At 67.8% G+C, this 20,992-nt stretch carries 14 protein-coding genes; 10 read left to right on the top strand and 4 right to left on the bottom strand.

The features are described from left to right. Positions 1-85 precede the first annotated feature (85 nt). Positions 86-4,168: an ATP-dependent RNA helicase HrpA gene (gene hrpA, locus ACZK2G_RS16845; RefSeq protein WP_478473905.1), complete on the top strand. Its 4,083-nt coding sequence runs from the start codon at positions 86-88 to the stop codon at positions 4,166-4,168. 110 nt (positions 4,169-4,278) lie between these two features. On the opposite strand, the gene ACZK2G_RS16840 is transcribed toward hrpA, so the two are convergent. Next, the gene (locus ACZK2G_RS16840; RefSeq protein ID WP_046987845.1) at positions 4,279-4,815 is read right to left on the bottom strand and encodes a hypothetical protein; all 537 of its coding nucleotides are present in this window, start codon (positions 4,813-4,815) and stop codon (positions 4,279-4,281) included. 129 nt (positions 4,816-4,944) lie between these two features. On the opposite strand from ACZK2G_RS16840, the gene ACZK2G_RS16835 reads away from it, so the two are divergent. Then, positions 4,945-7,101, top strand: a complete 2,157-nt coding sequence (locus tag ACZK2G_RS16835; protein WP_046987844.1) for a RelA/SpoT family protein — start codon at positions 4,945-4,947, stop codon at positions 7,099-7,101. Positions 7,102-7,131: 30 nt separating this feature from the next. Next, positions 7,132-8,697 (top strand): hypothetical protein, encoded by a 1,566-nt coding sequence (locus tag ACZK2G_RS16830; protein ID WP_136640000.1) that lies wholly within the window; start codon positions 7,132-7,134, stop codon positions 8,695-8,697. Here the strand turns inward: ACZK2G_RS16830 and ACZK2G_RS16825 are convergent. Next, a complete protein-coding gene (locus ACZK2G_RS16825; RefSeq protein ID WP_478473903.1) occupies positions 8,694-10,793 on the bottom strand; it encodes a glycosyltransferase in 2,100 nt (699 codons plus the stop codon). The two genes, ACZK2G_RS16830 and ACZK2G_RS16825, sit on opposite strands and share 4 nt — an antisense overlap. A 96-nt stretch (positions 10,794-10,889) precedes the next feature. Here ACZK2G_RS16825 and mrcB point away from each other — a divergent pair, with 96 nt between their 5' ends. From mrcB to tsaB, 4 genes are all read left to right on the top strand, one after another. After that, positions 10,890-13,331 (top strand): penicillin-binding protein 1B, encoded by a 2,442-nt coding sequence (mrcB, locus tag ACZK2G_RS16820; RefSeq protein WP_337302814.1) that lies wholly within the window; start codon positions 10,890-10,892, stop codon positions 13,329-13,331. Continuing rightward, positions 13,328-13,864 (top strand): hypothetical protein, encoded by a 537-nt coding sequence (locus ACZK2G_RS16815; RefSeq protein ID WP_478473901.1) that lies wholly within the window; start codon positions 13,328-13,330, stop codon positions 13,862-13,864. Before mrcB ends, ACZK2G_RS16815 begins: the two co-directional genes overlap by 4 nt. Positions 13,865-14,425: 561 nt before the next feature. After that, the gene (locus ACZK2G_RS16810; RefSeq protein WP_478473900.1) at positions 14,426-16,474 is read left to right on the top strand and encodes a DNA repair helicase YoaA; all 2,049 of its coding nucleotides are present in this window, start codon (positions 14,426-14,428) and stop codon (positions 16,472-16,474) included. 9 nt (positions 16,475-16,483) lie between these two features. Further along, positions 16,484-17,197, top strand: a complete 714-nt coding sequence (gene tsaB / locus ACZK2G_RS16805) for a tRNA (adenosine(37)-N6)-threonylcarbamoyltransferase complex dimerization subunit type 1 TsaB (protein WP_478473898.1) — start codon at positions 16,484-16,486, stop codon at positions 17,195-17,197. A 382-nt stretch (positions 17,198-17,579) separates the two neighbouring features. Here tsaB and ACZK2G_RS16800 read toward each other — a convergent pair whose 3' ends face one another. Together ACZK2G_RS16800 and gshB are read right to left on the bottom strand one after the other, a co-directional pair. Further along, positions 17,580-18,464 carry an energy transducer TonB family protein gene (locus tag ACZK2G_RS16800; protein ID WP_426355397.1) on the bottom strand — a complete coding sequence of 295 codons (885 nt, stop codon included), beginning with the start codon at positions 18,462-18,464 and terminating at the stop codon, positions 17,580-17,582. After that, a complete protein-coding gene (gene gshB / locus ACZK2G_RS16795; protein WP_478473897.1) occupies positions 18,464-19,411 on the bottom strand; it encodes a glutathione synthase in 948 nt (315 codons plus the stop codon). The genes ACZK2G_RS16800 and gshB overlap by 1 nt, the downstream gene beginning before the upstream one ends. A 237-nt stretch (positions 19,412-19,648) precedes the next feature. On the opposite strand from gshB, the gene pilG reads away from it, so the two are divergent. From pilG to ACZK2G_RS16780, 3 genes are read left to right on the top strand one after another with little or no spacing between them, the layout of a single operon-like run. Beyond that, entirely contained in the window at positions 19,649-20,050 is a 402-nt protein-coding gene (pilG, locus tag ACZK2G_RS16790; protein ID WP_005418455.1) for a twitching motility response regulator PilG, read from the top strand. Between the two features lie 18 nt (positions 20,051-20,068). Next, a complete protein-coding gene (locus ACZK2G_RS16785) occupies positions 20,069-20,431 on the top strand; it encodes a response regulator (protein WP_478473895.1) in 363 nt (120 codons plus the stop codon). Next, the gene (locus ACZK2G_RS16780) at positions 20,431-20,961 is read left to right on the top strand and encodes a chemotaxis protein CheW (RefSeq protein WP_006385330.1); all 531 of its coding nucleotides are present in this window, start codon (positions 20,431-20,433) and stop codon (positions 20,959-20,961) included. The genes ACZK2G_RS16785 and ACZK2G_RS16780 overlap by 1 nt, the downstream gene beginning before the upstream one ends. Positions 20,962-20,992 lie beyond the last annotated feature (31 nt).

Below are 20,992 nucleotides of genomic sequence, written 5' to 3'. Positions count from 1 at the left end.
GGGTTCCTCCTTGTGGAATCGTTGGCCTTCACAATAAATCAGTCGTGATGACTGGTCGCATTCAAAGTTTTAAACGAACCGATTGATGAACGCTATCGACAAAATGCCGCAGTCCCGCCAGCGCCAACAGCGTGCCGCCATTGACGGTGCCATGAGCCGCGACCGTGGACGATTGCTGGGAATGCTCTCGCGTTGCCAGGCCAAGCCGCAGGATGCGGCGTTGGCCGCCACCTTCGAGCAGGCCTTGCAGGTATCGGTGCAGCGCCGGCAGGCGCGGGCGCAACAGCAGCCGTCCATTACTCTGGACCCGCAGCTGCCGATTGCGCGTGAAGCCGAGACGATCACCCAGCTGATCCGCGACCATCAGGTGGTGGTGATCGCTGGCGAAACCGGTTCGGGCAAGACCACCCAGCTGCCCAAGCTGTGCCTGGCCGCCGGCCGTGGCCAGGCCGGCATGATCGGCTGCACCCAGCCGCGCCGGATCGCCGCACGCGCGGTGGCCAGCCGCGTGGCGCAGGAGCTGCAGAGCGAGCTGGGGCAGCTGGTGGGCTACCAGGTGCGCTTCAACGACAAGGTCGGCGAAGACACCCGCATCAAGTTCATGACCGACGGCATCCTGCTGGCGGAGATCGCCAGCGACCGCTGGCTGTCGAACTACGACACGATCATCGTCGACGAGGCGCACGAACGCAGCCTCAACATCGACTTCCTGCTGGGCTACCTGAAGCAGCTGCTGCGCAAGCGCCCGGACCTGAAACTGATCGTGACCTCGGCCACCATCGACACCGAGCGCTTCGCCCAGCATTTCGACAATGCGCCGGTGATCAGCGTCGAAGGCCGTACCTACCCGGTGGAAGTGCGCTACCGCGCGCTGGAAGGCGAAGGCGAAGACCAGGGCGAGCGCACGGTCAACGATGCCATCGTGTCGGCCATCGACGAGATCACCCGCCTGGATTCACGTGGTGACGTGCTGATCTTCCTGCCGGGCGAGCGTGAGATCCGCGATGCGCACCAGTCGCTGGAGCGCCGCAAGTACCGCAATACCGAGGTGCTGCCGCTGTACGCGCGGTTGTCCAACCAAGACCAGGACCGCGTGTTCAACCCCGGCTCGAACCGCCGCATCGTGCTGGCCACGAATGTGGCGGAAACCTCGCTGACAGTGCCGCGCATCCGCTACGTGGTCGATCCCGGTTTCGCCCGTGTAAAGCGCTACAGCCCGCGCAACAAGCTCGACCGCCTGCACATCGAGCCGATCTCGCAGGCCAGTGCCAACCAGCGTAAGGGCCGCTGTGGCCGCGTGGCCGAGGGTATCTGCTACCGCCTGTACGCCGAAGCCGATTTCCAGGCACGGTCGGAATTCACCGATCCGGAAATCCGGCGCTCCAGCCTGGCCGGGGTGATCCTGCGCATGCTGCAGCTTGGCCTGGGCCGCATCGAGGACTTCCCGTTCCTGGAGGCCCCCGACGAACGTGCGGTGGCCGACGGTTGGCAGCATCTGACCGAACTGGGCGCGATCGACAGCGAGCGTCACCTGACCGCGATCGGCAGGCAGATGTCGCGCCTTCCGGTGGACGTGAAGCTGGCGCGCATGCTGGTAGCCGCGCAGGCCGCCGGCTGCCTGCGGCCGATGCTGGTGATCGCCTCGTTCCTGGGCATCCAGGACCCGCGCGAACGCCCGCCCGAAGCGCGCGGCGCGGCTGACAGCGCGCATGCGCAGTTTGCCGATGGGCGCTCCGAGTTTGTCGGTGTGCTGCGCCTGTGGGATGCCTACCGGCAGGCCCACGAAGACCTGACCCAGTCCAAGCTGCGCGACTGGTGCGGCCGTCATTTCCTCGGCTTCCTGCGCATGCGCGAGTGGCGCGAGCTGCATCGGCAGCTGCGCCTGCTGTGCGAGGAACTGGGCTGGAAGGAAGAAGCCAACGAGGCGTCGATGGCGCCGTTGCTGGCCGGCAGCAGTGCACCGCCTGCAGCCCGCGATGATGCCAGTGCAGTGAAGGCCACCCGTGGCCAGCTGCACCGTGCCGCGCGTCTGGCCCGCGAAGGCAAGGCTGAAACCGCACCTGCGCCGGTGGCGGCACGCGCGCAGAAGGATCAGGCGCCCGACGGTGGTGGTTACAGCGAGCGCGTGCGTGCCGCCACCTACCAGACCTTGCACCGGGCGCTGGTGGCGGGCCTGCCGACGCAGATCGGCCACCGCACCGACAAGGGCGATTTCCAGGCGCCGCGCCAGCGTCGCTTCCTGCCCTTCCCGGGCTCGACGCTGTCCAAGCGGCCACCGCCGTGGCTGCTGGCGGCCAACCTGCTGGACACGCAGAAGGTATGGGGCATGACCCTGGCGGCGATCGAGCCGGACTGGGTGATTGCCGAACTGCCGCACCTGCTGCTGCGAAAACATTTCGATCCGCACTGGTCACGCGCACAGGGCCAGGTGCTGGCCTCCGAGCAGATCAGTCTGTTCGGGCTGGTACTGGCACCGAAGAAGCCGGTGCACTACGGCCGCATCAACCCGGGCGAAGCGCACGACATCTTCGTGCGCCAGGCGCTGGTGACCGGCGAGATCAACACCCGCGCCAGCTTCGTGGCCGACAACCAGAAGGTGCTGGAGGTCGCGCGCGAGGAAGAAGCCAAGCTGCGCCGCGCCGGCATTGTTGCCGACGAGGATTGGCAGGCCCGCTGGTACCTGGACCGGGTGCCGCCGCAGATCCATTCGGCCGCGGGGCTGGATACCTGGTGGAAGGGGCTGGCACCGGAACAGCGGAAGACCCTGCACTGGTCGCTGGTCGATCTGTTGCCGGGTGAGGGCAGCGAACAGGAGCGTTATCCGAAGTACCTGGCGCTGGGCCAGGCGCGCTTGCCGCTGCATTACCGCTTCGAGCCGGGCGCTGACGATGACGGCGTGACCCTGGACGTGCCGCTGCACCTGCTCAATGCGCTGGATGCCGTGCAGCTGGGCTGGCTGGCACCGGGCTTCGTTGCCGACAAGGCGGCCGCGTTGATCCGCAGCCTGCCCAAGGCGATGCGCCGCAACTATGTGCCCGCGCCGGACTTCGCGCGTGCATTCTTCGAGGCATTCCCGCAGCCCAGTGCCGACGCCATCACCGGCGAGCTGGCGCGCTTCCTGTCACGCGCGACCGGCGCCAAGGTGGCAGCCACTGACTTCGAACCGGATTCAATCGAAGCGCACCTGCACATGAACCTTCGCCTGCGCGACGAGAACGGTAAGGTACTGGCAACGTCGCGCGATCTGGAGGCGTTGCGTGCGACATTCGGTGGCCGCGCCGGTGATGCCTTCGCCGCACGCGCGGGGCGCGAGATGGCCGCCGATGGCCTGCGCACGTTCCCGGCCACGCCGATTCCGCTGCAGGTACCGGGCGAGGCGGGTGTTCCTGCCTACCCGGCGCTGCTGGACGAGGGCGACAGCGTGGCCCTGCGCATCTTCGCAGACCGCCAGCAGGCCGAAGAAGCACATCCGCTTGGCGTGCGCCGACTGCTGGAGATCGGTCTCGGCGAGAAGATCAAGCAGGCGCGCAAGCAGTTGCCGGTAGCGGCCAAGACCGGCCTGCTGTACGCCTCGATCGAAACGCAGGAGCGCCTGCGGGGTGATCTGGTCGACGCCGCATTGAACGCGGTGTTGGCCGATGGCCTGGGCGAGATCCGCGATACGCAGGCATTCGAGCAGCGTCGCGAGCATGCGGCCAAGGCGTTGTTCGGCGAAGCCATGCAGCGGCTGAAACTGGCCGAGGCCATCCTGGCGCTGGTAGCGGAACTGAAGCCGATGCTGGAAGCACCGCTGATGGGCTGGGCGCGTGGCAATCTGGATGACATGGAGGCGCAGCTGGTCGGGCTGATCCACCCCGGCTTCCTGCGCGATACGCCAGCCGACGCGCTGGCGCAGTACCCGCGCTACCTGAAGGCGATGATCCTGCGCACCGAGCGTGCCAAGCGCGATCCGCCACGTGACCAGGCACGCATGCTGGAACTGCATCCGTTCCTGGAGGCGCTGCAGGTGGGTGAGCAGCAGGGCCTGCGCGAGCGCCCGCAATGGCAGGCGCTGCGCTGGGATCTGGAAGAGCTGCGGGTGTCGCTGTTCGCGCAGGAGCTGGGCGCACGCACCGGCATCTCGGCAAAGAAGCTGGCGCAGCGGGTGACCGCACTGCGCCAGGCGTGAACCCGGTCCTGTAGAGCCGAGCCGATGCTCGGCTGCTTCTGGCGATGGACGATGGCAGTCCATGGAAAGGCAGCCAAGCGTGGGCCTGGCGCTACAGGAAGGCCATGGCCTTATTTGGTACGACGAACCTTCGGCTGTACGTTCACGCCGTCAACTTTCATGTACCACACGCCCATCACGCCAGGACGCATGCTGACTTTGGGCGCATCCCTGCGTCCGCCGGAGTAGTGGGTGGAATCGACCTGCTCCCATTCCTGTCCGTTCTGCAGCACATAGTGGCGGCCCTGGCCGAATCCACGGAACTCACCCTGCAGGTTGCTTTCGATCGGCTCGGCGCTGCCGAAATCGAAGAAGCCACGATTCTTCTTGATTACCTCCTGGCGGCCCTCTTCGCGCGCTTCCTCGCGCACCGCGGCGACCGCCTGGGTGGTGGCCGCTTCGACCTTGCCCTGCAACCAGCGGTTGAGCGCAGCCAGCTCGGTGGCGTTGAGCTTGTCCAGACCGGCAGCCTTGAACTCGGCCGGCGACATCTGCTGCTGCAGGTCGCCTTCGACCACGCGCTGGGCCAGTGCAGGCGCCGACAGGGACAGCAGCAGTGCGGCGCAGACCAGCAGCCGTGGGCGGAAATGCGGGAGGATCGAGGGCATGGCGGGACTCTCCTGGGTTTGCCCGCGAGTGTAGCGGCATGTGCTCATGCCGGGCGATGCAGCCGCAGCGATTGTCCCTGAACGGCACCGGCGCTAGTGTAGAGGCCTCTGTCTTGCCTGCTCGATGCTGTGAACCGCGCTTCCGTCCCCGGCCTGGATGCCTTGTTGAACCGTCCCTCGGCAGCGGTGCTGCCCGCTCCGCTGCGCCAGGCCCTGCGCGAGCGCTGGGAAGCGCCGGAGTGCGACCACCAGATGCGCGCCAGCTGGTCGGTGCTGGGTGACACCCTCGACGCATTGGCAATGCTGTCTGCCGATGAAGGCGCGGTGGTCGCGGCCCTGCTGTTCGACCTGCCTGGCCTGCGGGCGAGCCTGGAACAGTTGCCGCTGGGCAGCCACAAGGCCGCGGTGATCGGCCTGCTTGACGGCCAGGACGCCGCCGACCCGGTATGGGCGCTGCACGCCGGCCGCGAGGCAGGGCGCAACAGTGAAGGCCTGCGCCGGCTGCTGCTGGCGATCATCCGCGACCTGCGCGTTGTACCGATCCTGCTGGCCCGGCAGCTGGCGCGGATGCGTGCCGCCGACAAGCTGGACGACGAGCAGCGCCGCGCGCTGGCGCAGCTGACACGCGACATCCACGCGCCATTGGCCAACCGGTTGGGCATCTGGCAGCTGAAGTGGGAGCTGGAGGATCTGGCGTTCCGCCACCTGGAGCCGGAGACTTACCGGCGCATCGCCCGTGAGGTGGACGAAACCCGCATCGCGCGCGAGCGCTACGTCGAGAACGTCAAGAAGGTGCTGTCGCGCGAGCTGGTCGCGCAGGGCATCAGGGCCGAGGTCAGCGGTCGCCCGAAGCACATCTACAGCATCTGGCGGAAGATGCAGAAGAAGCGTCTGGCATTCGACCAGCTATATGACATCCGCGCGGTGCGGGTGATGGTCGACGATGTTGCTGCCTGCTATGCCGCGCTGGGCGTGGTGCATGCGCTGTGGGCGCCGGTGCCCAGTGAGTTCGACGATTACATCGCCCGGCCCAAGGCCAACGACTACCGTTCGCTGCATACCGCCGTGGTCGGGCCGGAGGGCCGCACCATCGAAGTGCAGATCCGTACCCATGAAATGCACTCGCAGGCCGAGCTGGGCGTAGCCGCGCACTGGAAGTACAAGGAAGGCGGCAAAGGCGCGGAAAAGTCCTTCGACCGCAAGATCACCTGGATGCGCCAGCTGCTGGAACAGGCGCAGGAGGGGCAGGGCAATGAGCTGGCCGGTGCGCTTGATGCCGAGCTGACCGAAGACCGTGTCTATGCACTGAGCCCGAAGGACGAGGTACTGGACCTGCCGCAGGGCGCCACGCCGCTCGATTTCGCCTATCAGGTGCACACGATGGTGGGGCACCGTTGCCGTGGCGCCAAGGTCAACGGCCGCATCGTGCCGCTGACCTACCGCCTGCGCAGCGGCGACCGTGTCGAAATCCTGACCGGCAAGGAGGCCGATCCGCGCCGCGACTGGCTGATGCCGGCCCTGGGTTTCCTGGCCAGCAACCGTTCGCGCGAGAAGGTGCGCAGCTGGTTCCACAAGCTCGACCGCGCGCGCAACGTGCAGGCCGGTCGCGAGCTGCTGGAGCGCGAATTGAAGCGGCTGGGCCTGCAGCACTCGGACCTGGCGGCAGCGGCGAAGAAATTTCATGCTGACAGCGTCGATGACCTGTACATCCAGGTGGCGCTGGGTGATACCGGCCCGAACCAGGTCAGCCGTGCGCTGCTGGAAGCAGAGCGTGCGGCCAGCCAACCGGCGCCCGCGCCGACCCTGCCGCGGCCGACCGCGCGCCGCGAGAACCTTGGTAAATCCAAGTTCACCGTGCAGGGCGTGGGCAACCTGCTGGTGCAGCTGGCACGCTGCTGCCAGCCGGTGGCCGGCGAACCGATTGTCGGCTACCTGACCCGTAGCCGCGGTGTCACCGTGCATCGTGCAGACTGTGTCGCGCTGGCTCGGCTGGCCGCCACCAGTCCGCAGCGCATCCTGCCGGTGGAGTGGGGGCAGGCCGGGGGCGGCTACGAAGTGGACGTGGTGGTCGATGCGGTCGATCGCCGCTGGCTGCTGAAGGACATCACCAACCTGATCGCCCAGGAAGACGCCTACGTGCTCGACATCCACAGTGACAACGTGCGCAACAGCGGCCGTGCCCATCTGCGGTTGCGGCTGAAGGTCAGCGACTACGGCCAGCTGTCCAACCTGTTGGGCAAGCTGGACGCGCTGCCGGGCGTGAGCGAGGCGCGTCGCCTCGGCTAGGCTTCACGCTGCCCCGGCTACCCTGCACGCATGGAACGCGAGCCTCCGCATCGCCCGCATGGCGCTGAACATCCTGCGCTGGACCGCGTCCGCCGCGAAGGCCGTTGGTGGTGGCTGCAGGCGCGCCATGCACGCCGGGTCTGGCGGTGGGCACTGGTCGCCGCGCTGGCGGTGTTCGTGCTGCTGGTGTTGCTGCGCAAGCCATTGGCCGACTGGTTCTGGGACGAGCCGCAGATCGAGCAGCTGCTGGCCGAAGGTGATCGCGCATTGGCGGCCGGTCGACTGAGCGCGGCCGACGGCAGTGGTGCGCGCGAACGCTACCAGGCCGTGCTGGCACTGGATGGCGACCGTCCGCAGGCGCGCCAGGGCCTGGCCCGTACGGGTGCCGCCGCGCTGCAGCAGGCCCGCGACAAACTGCAGGCCAATGACCTGGACGGCAGCGCGCAGGCGCTGGCGCTGGCCCGTGAGCTGCAGGTGCCGCAGGCTGATGGCGACGCCGTGGCGCGCCAGCTGCAGGCACGTCGCAGCGCCGGAGCAGGTATCGGCGCGCTGCTGGCGCAGGCCCGCAATGCCTTTGCCGCCGGCCGCCTGGATGACGGGGACAGCAGTGCGCTGCCTCTGTTCCAACGCATCCTGGCAGTGCAGCCGGATAACCTGCCGGCGCTGGAAGGGCGCGAGGATGCCCTGAGCGATCTATTGCAGCATGCGCGCACACTGGCCGGGCGCGGTGAACTGGCCGCGGCCGCTGGCATCGTGCAGCGCGCACGCCAGTTCGATGCCGGCCATGCCGATCTGCCCGCCAGCCAGGAAGCGTTGGCACAGGCGGTTGACCAGCGCTTGCGGCAGGCCCAGCGTGCCTTGCAGCGGCAGCAGCTGGACGCTGCAGGGAAAGGGTTCCTGGCCGTGCTGGCCGTCGCACCCGACGATCCCAACGCTCAACGTGGCCGTGAGCAGTCGCTGCAGGCTGTGCTGGCACGCAGCCAGAAACAGGCTGACGACTTCCAGTTCGAAGCTGCACAGCGTGATGCCATGCTGGCGCAGGAACTGGGGGCGTCGCCGGCGGCGCGGCAGCAACTGGCGCAGCGCCTGCAGCGTGCGCAACAGGCGCAGCAGGCAATGCAGCAGCCAAGCGTCAGCAATGCGCAGCGTGAGCGGCAACTGCGCGAGCACCTGCGCAGGGTTGAACGCGCCGAGCGTGCTGGTCAGTGGATCAGCCCGCCGGGCCACAGCGCGTTCGATGCGCTGCGTGAGGCGCAATCACTGGCACCGCGCGATGCCCGGGTGAAAGCGGCTGCCGCGCGGCTGCTGCCGGCCAGCCGACGTTGCTTCGATGACAACCTGCGACAGAACCGCGTGCAGGCCGCGGGCGCCTGCCTGCAGGCCTGGCAGACACTGTCGCCAACCGCGGCGAGCCTGCCTGCAGCACGACTGCGACTGGCCCAGCGCTGGCTGGCGATCGGCAGCGAGCGGCTGGGCAGTGGTGATGTGTCGTTTGCCGCGCATGCGGCAGAGCAGGCCCGGCTGCTGCAACCGGATCTGGCCGAACTGCCAGCCTTCGAAGACCGCCTGCGCCGTGCCGGTGGGCACGTGGACTAGGCGAAGAACACCCGCTGCACGGTTGCGCGGGCGGCGTCGAGCGAGAAGTGCTCGGCGATGTTGGCCAGGCCGGCATTGGACAGCTGTTGCCACAACTGCGGGTCCTGGTAGAGGCGGACCACTGCATCGGCAAAGCTGGCCGCATCGTCAGCGACCAGCACATCCTGGCCGGCGCGCAGGTGCATGCCCTCCACCGCGCACGTGGTGCCAACCACCGGCTGGCCATGGGCCATGCTCAGGTTGATCTTGCCCTTCACGCCGGCACCGAAGCGCAGTGGCGCGACGGAGATGCGTGCACCGTCCATGTAGGGCGTGATGTCCTCGACGAAGCCATGCATCTGCACGCCAGGCTGGCGGGCGGCCAGTGCCAGCAGTGACTCTGGTGTTGCGGCACCGATGCAGTGCAGCCGTACCTCGGGCAGGCGGGCGCGGATGCTGGCGAATACTTCGCCGATGAACCACTCCATTGCATCCAGGTTCGGCGGATGGCGGAAGCCGCCGACGAACACCAGGTCATGGCGCTGTTCGAACGGTTTGCCGGCACCGGCGACATCGTGCAGGTTGGAAATCAATTCCACCCGTACCGCTGGCGCATCGGCCTGCAGCTGCTCCCGTTCGGCGGCACTGACCAGCACGGTGATATCGCACTGCTGCATCACGGCCAGCTCGCTCGCACGGGTGCGTTCGGCGGCACGCAGTAGGCCGGCATCTCCGGCCACTTCGGCGCCGCGGCGCTCGCGCAGGTAATGCAGGTCCACCGTATCGAACACGGTGCGCGCCCGGGGTGCATAGCGCTTCAGCAGCGGCAGGCATTCATGGGCGACATGGTGGCGGACCAGTAGTGCCACGTCGAAACGTGCACCATGCATGCGCAACCAGCCGGCCACGCCTTCCAGGAAGGGGGCGTACCAGACCTCCACGCCCATCCGCTGCAGCGCTTCGGTGGCCGAGCCGCCGTGCTCGCGCCGGGTCGGCACGAACACCACGTGGGCGCCGCCCTGCTGCAGCAGGCGGATCAGGTTGACCTGGCGCAGTGACGCGGAATCGCGATCCGGCTGCGGTACTTCCTCGTCCAGGATCAGTACCTGGCGGCGACCGCGCAGCAGCAGCGCCGGCGATGGCACCGTGCCCACGGCGGGGTGGCCTGCCAGCTCGGCCGCCCATTTCTCCGCGAAGACCGCCTGGTTGCGCACCTGGTAGGCCTTGACCCCGCTGCCGGTGTCGGTGCCATTGCTGGTGCCCTCGTCGTGGATCACCCGGCTGGCAGGCTGCACCAGCACGCGCAGGCCCTGCCCACGTACGCGGAAGGCCAGGTCGGTATCTTCGTAGTACGCCGGCTTGTAGCGCGTGTCGAAGCCGCCGAGCTGCTGCCACACGGTGCGCGCCAGCATCAGCGCGGCGCCTGAACAGTAGTCCACGTCGCGCAGGCTGGCGAAACGCGGGTCGTCGGCTGCCTCGAAGCGGCCATAGCTCCAGCCACTGCCGTCGGCGAAGATCACCCCGCCGGACTCCTGCAGGCGACCGTCCGGGTACAGCAGCTGGCTGCCGACCAGGCCGGCGTCGGGCACACTGCTGAAGGTGTCCCGCAGTGCATCCAGCCAGCCCGGCTGCGGCACGGTATCGTTGTTGAGCAGTACGACGTAACGGCCGCGCGCGCGCGAAACGCCGTCGTTGCAGGCCTCGATGAAGCCGCCATTGCGCTCCCGGACCTCGTAGCGCAGGCCGGCCACCTGTGGCATCCATTGCGCGGTCGCATCGCTGCTGCCGTCGTCCACCACCAGGATCTCGCACGCGGCGGCCGGTGGATGCGCGGCGAGGGCGCGAAGGCAGGCCAGGGTGTGCTCGACGTGGTTGTAGACCGGGATGATGATGCTCACCTCCGGCGCCGGGCTGTACGGCACCGCGAACGGGGCAAATGCCTCCGCGGGTGGCAGGTACAAGGGAGTACGCGGGGCGGGGACGGCACGCTGGGCATGGACCCGGATCCGCTGCCAGGTGGCCCTCCAGCCGCGGGTTCGCAGGCTGGCCAGGCTGCGCCGGGCCAAGCCCGACAGGCGGTTGATCAGGTATCGGATCTCGGCCAGGGACATCGCCATCCGGTTGCAACTCCAGCTTAAGCAGGGGAACCCGGGAGAATCCGCCAGCCACGGTGGCTGGGGTAGACTCGCCAGACCTTACATTCTCGCATTCCCGTGCCCCGACGCTACGATTCCGACGACATCGACGATTTCGACGACGACGACCAGCAGGACAACGGTCCCCTGTGGCGGCGCCGCCTGATCACCTGGAGCATGGCAGCGGTCGCGTTGGGATTGGGTTTCCTGATTCCCTATACGCTGTACCTGAACCAGCAGGTGACCCAGCGCTTCGGCGAACTGCGCTGGCAGATCCCGACACGGGTCTACGCCCGCCCGCTGGTGCTCACGCCGGGCAAGGCGATGGACGCGTCCACCCTGAAGACCGAGCTGGCCGCCTCCGCCTACCGCGATGACGGGCAGGGCAAGGAGCCGGCGACCTATGCGGTGCAGGGCGGGCGTTTCACCATCTCCAGCCGCGGTTACAACGATGTCGATGGCCACGTCGCTGCCAAGCGGGTGGAACTGTCGCTGTCCGGTGGCAGCATCGCGTCGCTGCGTGATCCCGATTCGCGCAAGGCACTGAAGGCCGCCCGCCTGGATCCGGCGCGCATCGCCACGTTGTACGGGCAGAAGCAGGAAGAGCGCCGCCTGATCCGCATGAACGAAGCGCCGGACCTGCTGGTGACCGGACTGCAGGCGGTTGAGGACAAGGACTTCAACCGCCACCACGGCATCGACCTGTCCGGCATCGCGCGCGCGGTGTGGGTAACCATCCGCTCCGGTGGCCAGAGCCGACAGGGCGCGTCCACGCTGACCCAGCAGCTGGCCCGCAGCGGCCTGCTCGGCATCGGCAAGGAACAGACGGTCACCCGCAAGTTCAACGAAGTGCTGTACGCGCTGATCATGGAAGCGCGCTACGACAAGCGCACCATCTTCGAGGCCTATCTCAACCAGGTGTACCTGGGCCAACGCGGCAGCCAGGCCATCCACGGCATGTCCTCCGGCGCCGAATTCTGGTTCGGCCGCGACCTGTCGTCGCTGGAAACCGAGCAGATCGCGTTGCTGATCGGCCTGGTCAAGGGCCCCTCCTTCTACGATCCGCGTCGCAACCCGGAACGCGCGCTGGATCGCCGCAACTTCGTGCTGGGCAAGCTGCACGAGGCAACTCTGATCGACGATGCCGAGTACCAGCGCGCCCTCAAGGCGCCGCTCGGCGTACCCAAGACTCCGGGCCTGGTCGCTGCCAACCGCTTCCCGGCCTACGTCGATCTGGTCCGTCGCCAGCTTGGCCATGACTATCCGGAATCGGCGCTGCAGGGCGCCGGCCTGAGCGTGATGAGCGGCATGTCGCCGTCCGCCCAGGCCTATGCCGAAGGCGCGGTGACCCGCACCATCAAGTCGCTGGAGAGCAAGCGCCGGCCCGAGCTGCAGGCCGGCATGGTGCTGACCGATGTGCACAACGGCGACGTGCTGGCGGTGATCGGCAGCCGCGAGGTCTCCGAAGTCGGCTTCAACCGCGCCATCGAGGCACAGCGCCCGGTCGGCTCGCTGCTCAAGCCGTTCGTGTACCTGCTGGCGCTGGCACAGCCGGACCGCTACTCGCTGGCCAGCTGGGTCGACGATTCGCCGGTGACCGTGCAGCTCGGCCGCGGCCGCAACTGGAACCCCGGCAACGCGGACAACCGCAGCCATGGCACTGTGCGCCTGATCGATGCGCTGGCCCATTCGTACAACCAGGCCACGGTGCGCGTTGGCATGCAGGTCGGCCCCGAGCGCGTGACCCAGCTGATTCACGTGCTGGCCGGCATCAAGGCCGAGGCGAACCCGGCGGTGATCCTCGGTTCGACCGACCAGAGCCCCTACGCGATGGCGCAGCTGTACCAGTTCCTGGCTTCGGGTGGCGAGATCCAGCCGTTGCATGCGGTGCGTGGTGTGCTCGATCCGCAGGGCAAGCTGCTCAAGCGCTATGACAAGACCCCAGCGCCAGCGCAGGAAGGTGATTCCATTGCCGCCAACCTGATCAGCATTGGTCTGCAGCAGGTGGTTGCCAGCGGTACCGCGCAGCGACTGAATGCCGATGGCCTGGGCCGCCTGCAGCCGGCGGGCAAGACCGGTACCACCAATGATGGCCGCGACAGCTGGTATGCCGGTTACACCGGCGACCACCTGGCGGTGATCTGGATGGGCAACGACCAGAACGAACAGGCCGGCCTGTACGGTGCCACCGGCGCGATGCGGGTTTGGTCGGGCATCTTCCAGCGCCTGCCAAGCGCACCGCTGAAGGTCAGCAACAAGGGCCTGGATTGGCAGTCGGTGGCCGCCACCGGCATGAACACCACCGACGATGGATGCCCGGGCGCGCGTCGCTTCCCGTTCGTGGTGGGTTATGCACCGGCCTATGCGCCGTGTGCGCCGGCGGTGTCGCCGGATGGGCAGGGTGGGGCCGAAGGTGAGGGCGGCGGCTGGCGCAGCTGGTTCGGCCTGGACCGAAAGCCCGAGCCGCCTGCTGAACCTGCCGCGGCACCCGCCGCAGCCACACCTCCTCCGAGCCGATGATGCCGATGAACATCCGATCCCTGCTGCAGCCCCTGGCCCTGACCGGCCTCAGCCTGGCCCTGGCCGCCTGCGTGAGCAGCCCGCCACCGGCGGCCAAGCCGGTGGATACCACGACGCCGGCGCAGCGCCTGGCCGCAGTCGACGCCGCCGCAGGCCCGGACGACAAGGAACTGTCGGTGCAGCCGCTGCGTGATTCGCAGGTGGAAGACCTGCGGGTGACCGCGCAGGCGCAACGCCAGGCCAACGACCTGGCCGGTGCCGCCAGCAGCTTGGATCATGCGCTGGAAATCGTGGCCGCCGATCCGGCGGTGCTGCAGGAACGAGCCGAACTGGCGCTGCTGCAGGGTCAGTGGGCACAGGCGGAGGCGTTCGCGCGCAAGGCTGTTGATCTGGGCTCGAAGACGGGGCCGCTGTGCCGCCGCCACTGGGCGACGATCGAGCAGTCGCGTCTGGCGCGCGGTGAGAAGGAAAACGCGGTGTCCGCGCATGCGCAGATTGAAGGCTGCACCGTGCCGGGGATCAAGCGGTACTGAGGTATTCCACTCCATCGGGCGCTGCCCCCTCTGCGGCGCGTGCGCACTGATGGATGCGGGTGATGGGCCGGGAGGGTGGGGCGTGCAGGACACGCCGTAAACCCATCCATGGGGGCTCGATGGCGCCATCCATGGCGCCAACGGTCCTGCACGCCCCACCCTCCCGGCCCGCCATACATCGCGCGGGCCGCAGGCAAGAACAAAATAAAACATCAAAAGCGGGTCGCGCGCTGCGCGCACTCGCTGCGGGGTCGGATCCGTTTTCCGCAGGAAAACGGATCCGACCCCTTCCACTTTCTCCGTTACACCAACCGCATCTGCTCTGCCTTTGCATTCCGTCACCGGGAAACTGTCGAAGGCGGGGGACTGTGGGTTTGCGGGGTGTCCGCGGCATGGATGCCGCGGCCAAGCCCCCAAGGACGGGTTTACGGCGTCCCCGCAAACCCACAGTCCCCCGCCAGTCCCCAGTACAACCCAGAGCCATGAGCGCCGTTGCCGTTGCTTGTGCCCCGGCTTGAAACGGGTGCCGGGCAGCGCCCGGCCGGGTATCCTTTCCCTCTGATGTCCGACCTTGTCCATGCCAGCCGCGAAGCCCTCAGCGACGGCGGCGCGCTCGCCTCGCACCTGGATGCCTTCGTCCCGCGTCCCGCACAGCTGCGCCTGACCGAAGCCATCGCCGACGCGTTGCAGCAGCGTGATCTTTTGCTGGCCGAGGCCGGTACCGGCACCGGCAAGACCTTCGCCTATCTGGTGCCGGTGCTGCTGTCCGGGCTGCGTACCATCATCTCCACCGGCACCCGCGCGCTGCAGGACCAGCTCTACCACCGCGATCTGCCGCGCGTGCGCCAGGCGCTGGGCGTCGGCCTGCGCAGTGCGCTGCTGAAGGGGCGTGCGAATTACCTGTGCCGCTATCGCCTGCAGCAGGCGCGCGGCGAGCCGCGTTTTTCCAGCCCCGAACAGGCGGCGCAGTTCCAGCGCATCCTGGCCTGGTCCGGTCGCTCGGAGTTCGGCGACATCGCCGAGCTCGACGGGTTGGCCGACGACTCCCCATTGCTGCCGATGGTCACATCTACCGTCGACAACTGCCTGGGCACCGATTGCCCGTTCTGGGATGACTGCTTCGTGGTGCGCGCGCGGCAACGCGCGCAGGCCGCCGACGTGGTGGTGGTCAACCATCACCTGCTGCTGGCCGACCTGGCACTGAAGCAGGAGGGATTCGGTGAACTGCTGCCGGGGGCGCAGGCCTTTGTCATCGACGAGGCGCACCAGTTGCCGGAGTTGGCTGCGCAGTTCTTCGGCGAAGGTTTCGGCATGCGCCCATGGCAGGAACTGGGCCGCGATTGCCTGGCGGAGGCTCGTGGTGTGGGTGGCGCGCAGTCGGCGCTGCAGGAGCCGGTCGATCAGCTGCAGCAGGCGCTGCTGGCGTTGCGTTCGGCGATGGAAGGGCTGCCATCACGTGGCACGCAGTGGCGCGCATTGGCAATGCCGCAGGTGCGTGACGGCTTCGATACGGTGATGTCCGGCCTGATGATGCTGGAGCAGTCGCTGCAGCCATTGCGCGAAGCGGCGGCCGGCCTGGATGCCTGCCATGCACGGGCGCGCGAGGCGGTCTCGCGGCTCAGCCGCTGGTTGGGCGATGACGAACCCACTCTCGATTTCGACACCGATCCGTCTGAAGCGAGCAGTGCGGCCGACGTGCTCTGGTACGAGCTTACGCCGCGTGGTTTCCGCTGCCAGCGCACGCCGATGGATGTGTCCGGCCCGTTACGTGAGCATCGCGAGCGCAGCCGAGCTGCGTGGATCTTCACTTCGGCGACGCTGACCGTTGACGGTGGTTTCGATCACATCGCCTCCCGCCTGGGTCTGGACGATCCGCACACGCTGGTGCAGCCGAGTCCGTTCAACTGGCCCGAGCAGGCCCTGTGTTATCTGCCCGAGGGCCTGCCCGATCCGGCCGCGCGCGGTTTTGGTACCGCGCTGATCCAGACCCTGCGGCCGGTGTTGCAGGCGTCGCAGGGCCGGGCCTTCCTGCTATTCGCTTCGCATCGCGCCCTGCGTGAGGCGGCCGAGGCGTTGCGCGACGGGCCATGGCCGTTGTTCGTGCAGGGCGAGGCACCACGCGCGACGCTGCTGCAGCGCTTCCGCGAATCCGGCAACGGCGTGCTGCTCGGCTCGGCCAGCTTCCGCGAGGGCGTGGACGTGGTCGGCGAAGCGCTGAGCGTGGTGGTGATCGACAAGTTGCCGTTCGCGGCGCCCGACGACCCAGTGTACGAGGCGCGGCTGGAGGCGATCCGCAGCCAGGGTGGCAACCCGTTCCGCGACGAGCAGTTGCCACAGGCCGTGATCGCACTGAAGCAGGGCGTCGGCCGCCTGATCCGCAGCGAGAGCGACCGTGGCGTGCTGGTGCTGTGCGACCCGCGCCTGCTCAACCGGGGCTATGGCCGGGTTTTCCTCGATTCGCTGCCGCCGTTCCGACGTACCCGCAGCCTGGCCGATGTGCAGGCCTTCTTTACGCCACAATGGGCACCCGTGGCCGATGATGCTGCTGCTCCGTCCGCTGTTGCGGCAGGCCCGCACCCGGCACCCGGCGCCACGTTCCCCCTGTTCTGACCTGATCCGATGAAACTGCTCGCCTTTGAAACCTCCACCGAAGCCTGTTCCGTAGCCCTGCATGTGGATGGGCAGGTGCTGGAACGTTTCGAGATCGCCCCGCGCCGGCATGCCGAACTGAGCCTTCCATGGGCCGAGGCGCTGCTGGCCGAAGCCGGCATCAGCCGCCGCCAGCTTGATGGCATCGCGCTCAGCCGTGGCCCCGGTGCGTTCACCGGCGTGCGTCTGGCGATTGCCATTGCGCAGGGCATCGCGCTGGCGCTGGACCGGCCGCTGCTGCCGGTCTCGACGCTGCAGGTGCTGGCGCTGCGTGCGCCGGCCGAAGAGATCCAGATCCTGTCGGCAATTGATGCGCGCATGGGCGAGCTGTATGTCGGGCGCTTCGAGCGCGTGGACGGCCTGCCGGTGGCACGCGATGCCGAACGCGTGTGCGCACCCGATGCGGTGGCATTGCCGGAAGGGCTGGCTGCCTACGGTGTCGGTACCGGTTTCGGTGCGGCCGAGGGCGCACTGGTGGCGCAGCTCGGTGCTGGCCTGCGCGGATTCGATGCCACTGCACTGCCGCGCGCGTCGGATCTGCTGACGCTGGCGGTGCCGGCCTTCGCACGTGGCGAAGCCATTGCGCCGGAGAAGGTGGAGCCGGCATACCTTCGCGACAACGTGGCATTGACCCTGGTCGAGCAGCAGGCCGCGCGCGAGGCGAAGGCGAAGGCCAACGGCTGAGCCCCTCGTGGCGGGGTTGGCCGCGTAAATCAAAAGCCGTGGTTTGGCCGGGCGGGTGGGCTGCGCAGGGGGCGCTGCAAGTACGTCCATGTAAGCTCGGTCGCCGCATCCATGCGGCTCACGCCCCTGCGCAGCCCACCCGCCCGGCCACGGATAGTTCCCGTGTGCGGCCGCCACGGAAAATCAAAAAAGAAAATCAAAGTCAAAAGCGGGTCGCTTCGCTCGCATCCACGCATGGCGTGGATCTACCGTGTCGACCAAGGTCGACACCTACCAACAGCGATGATGCCCCGCCAAGCCCAGCATCCTGACCGCTGCTGTTGCCGTTGATGTTGACGTTGCTTCCAGCGGGTCCCGGGCCGCAGGCCTGGGCAACAAACTCCTACCGGTCGTCGCGCAGGGCACCGCCCGGCAGGAACACCCACGTACGCGTGACCTGCAGGATGTCGATCTCGTCCTCGCTCTTCGGCAGCGGCGGGAACGGCTGTGCCAGCTGCACCACCCGCAGCGCTGCCTCATCCAGCAATGGCGTCCCGCTCGAACGCAGGATGCGGCTGCTTTCCACGCTGCCATCGCGGCGAACGCCAACGCTGATCACCACCTGGCCGCCCAGCCGGCGCTGCCGCGCCTCGTCCGGATAGTTCAGGTTGCCCACCTGCTCGGCGCGGTCGACCCACGCGCGAAGGTAATTGGCATAGGCATATTCGTGCGTACTGGCGGAGACGAATTTGCGGTTCGGGCGCTTGGCGTACTGCGCAGAACGCAGGTGCACTTCCGCTGCCAGGCGCGCCATTTCCGCATCACGCTGTTCGCGCGCGGTCATCGGTGCATCCGGCGTCGGCTCCAGCGGGGTGGGGCGGGATTGCGCCTGTACCACCGTGTCCTCGCCATTGCGGCTGCTGACCACCCGCGCCTGCGGCGGTGGCACGGGCGCGGCCGATTGCTGCTGTTGCGGCACAGGGCTCAACCCGGATTGGGCCTGCGGCACGATGCCGGCCTGGTTGTCGCGCGGGCGCTGTGCGCGGTCGTGTTCGCCGCCGCCCTCCTGGCTGGCCGCGGCAAGGAAATCGGCCTGCTTGGGCGTGAGTGCGGTGCGGGTCTGGCTGAAGATCACTTCCAGCGTCGGCACCAGCGGCGCATCGCCCTTCACGGCAAAGCCCACGCCCAGGATCAGCAGGGCGTGGACCAGCACCGACAGCGCGATGGTCGCCCCCAGCCGTTGCGCTTCGCGCGGGGGCGGGGGCAGAACGGCAGGTGCGGGGGGCATCAGCGCAGGCCGGCCTCGAGCGCGTCGAACAGGCTGCCGGCGATGTTCAGGCCGTACTGCGCGTCGAGTTCGCGCACGCAGGTCGGGCTGGTCACGTTGACCTCGGTCAGGTAATCGCCGATCACGTCCAGGCCGACGAAACGCATGCCACGACGCTTCATCTCCGGGCCGACCTGGGCGGCGATCCAACGGTCGCGCTCGCTCAGCGGGCGGCCTTCGCCGCGGCCGCCGGCGGCCAGGTTGCCGCGGAACTCATCGCCCTGCGGAATGCGCGCCAGGCAGTAGTCCACCGCCTCGCCATCGACCAGCAGGATGCGCTTGTCGCCGGCGGTGATGTCAGGGATGAACTTCTGCGCCAGCGCCATCCTGTGGCCACCGTCGGTCAGCGTTTCCAGGATCACGTTCAGGTTCGGATCGCCCTGGCCGCTGCGGAAGATCGAGCGGCCGCCCATGCCGTCCAGCGGCTTCAGCACGGCCTGGCCGTGTTCCAGGGCAAACGCCTTCAGCGCCTTGGCATCGCGGCTGACCAGGGTCGGCGGGCAGCACTGCGGGAACAGCAGGGCGGCCAGCTTCTCGTTGTAGTCGCGCAGGCCCTGCGGGTTGTTGACGACGCAGGCGCCAGCAGCCGCAGCCACGTCCAGCACCTGGGTGTCGTAGATGTACTCGGCGTCGACCGGCGGGTCCTTGCGCATCAGTACGATCTGGCCCGGGCCGAATTCGGTACGGCTGAACGCGCCCAGCTCGTACCAGCCGGCCGGGTCGTCGCGCACCTGCAGCGGCGCGGTCTGGGCAACCGCCACGCCGCCTTCCAGCGCCAGGCCGCCCGGGCGCACGTAGTGCAGGGCATGGCCGCGTCGCTGGGCTTCCAGCAGCATGGCGAAGGTGGTGTCCTTGGCGATCTTGATGTGGGCGATGGGGTCCATCACCACGATGACGTTCAACGGCATGGTCGCACCTGTCAGGCAAGACGTTGATGGTAGCGGCAACGCCGGCCGCGCGCCTCCCCGCCGTACTGCAACGCAGCGTCCGTCCGGCGGCGCAGTCATTGCGAAACCGGTCACGTTCAGCAGGGCGTCGCGCCCCGCGTGGTGGGCTGGCCTTGAAGCGGGCGCGGGAAGTGCGATATAGATACGCTTTCGTAGCGGCCCCCGCCAGAGATCGGGCCGTGCGCTTGGGGATAGGCAATGACTGAAAACACGACTGCGGGCGGGGAACTCGCAGGACTCCGGGTGATGGTCATCGATGATTCGAAGACCATCCGCAGGACTGCGGAAACGCTGCTCAAGCGCGAAGGCTGCGAGGTGGTCACGGCCACCGACGGTTTCGAAGCGCTTGCCAAGATCGCAGACCAGCAACCGCAGATCATCTTCGTCGACATCATGATGCCGCGCCTGGATGGCTACCAGACCTGTGCGCTGATCAAGGGAAACCAGCTGTTCAAGGCGACCCCGGTCATCATGCTGTCGTCCAAGGATGGGCTGTTCGACAAGGCGCGGGGGCGCATTGTCGGCTCGGAGCAATACCTGACCAAGCCCTTTACACGTGAAGAACTGCTGGGTGCCATCCGCACATACGTCAACGCCTGACCAGGGGGGAAAGGCACAATGGCTCGTATCGTCCTGATCGAGGATTCACCGACCGACCGCGCGGTGTTCACCCAGTGGCTGCGCCGTGCCGGCCACGAAGTGCTGGAAGCGGACAACGCCGAGGATGGACTGCAGCTGGTCCGCGACCAATCGCCGCAGCTGGTGCTGATGGACGTGGTGCTGCCCGGCATGAGCGGTTTCCAGGCGACCCGGGCGATGGCCCGCGACGCCGCGATCAAGCACATCCCGGTGATCATCGTCAGCACCAAGGCGATGGAAACCGACAGGGCCTGGGGCCTGCGCCAGGGCGCGGCCGATTACATCGTCAAGCCGCCGCGCGAGGATGAACTGATCGCGCGGATCAATGAACTGGTGGCCTGATGCGCTCGCCCTTCGACATTCTTGAAGCCTACGAACGGCGCAGCCTGGCCCACGCGGTGCAGCTGCCCGAACGGCAGTTCGCCCAGGACCTGTGGCGCGGCGTGGGCTATCGCGTCGGCCAGCGCCGGCTGGTGTCCGATTTCCGCGAAGTGGTGGAAATCGTGCCGATGCCGCCGGTGACCCCGGTGCCGTGCGCGCAACCGTGGTTGCTGGGCGTAGGCAATCTGCGCGGCAACCTGTTCCCGGTGGTCGACCTGAAGTATTTCCTGGAAGGCACGCGCACCGTGCAGCAGGAAGGCCAACGCGTGCTGATCATGCGCCAGGCCGGCGGCGACGTCGCGCTGACCATCGATGAATTGTTCGGCCAGCGCAGCTTTGAACTGGCCCAGCAGATCGAGGCCGGTGCACTGGCTGATGGGCGTTATGGCCATTTTGTTGACCGCGCCTTCCATGCCGACGGCCAGGACTGGGGCGTGTTCTCGCTCTCGCTGCTGTCGCGCACCCCTGAATTCCGGCAAGCCGCGGCCTGAGGCCGGGCGTTGCCCCCTGCATTGAAGAACG

It is taken from the genome of Stenotrophomonas sp. 107298_Sma (assembly GCF_056480345.1).
Note: the sequence above shows the minus strand (reverse complement) of the source record. Positions and strands in the feature narration are given on the sequence as shown.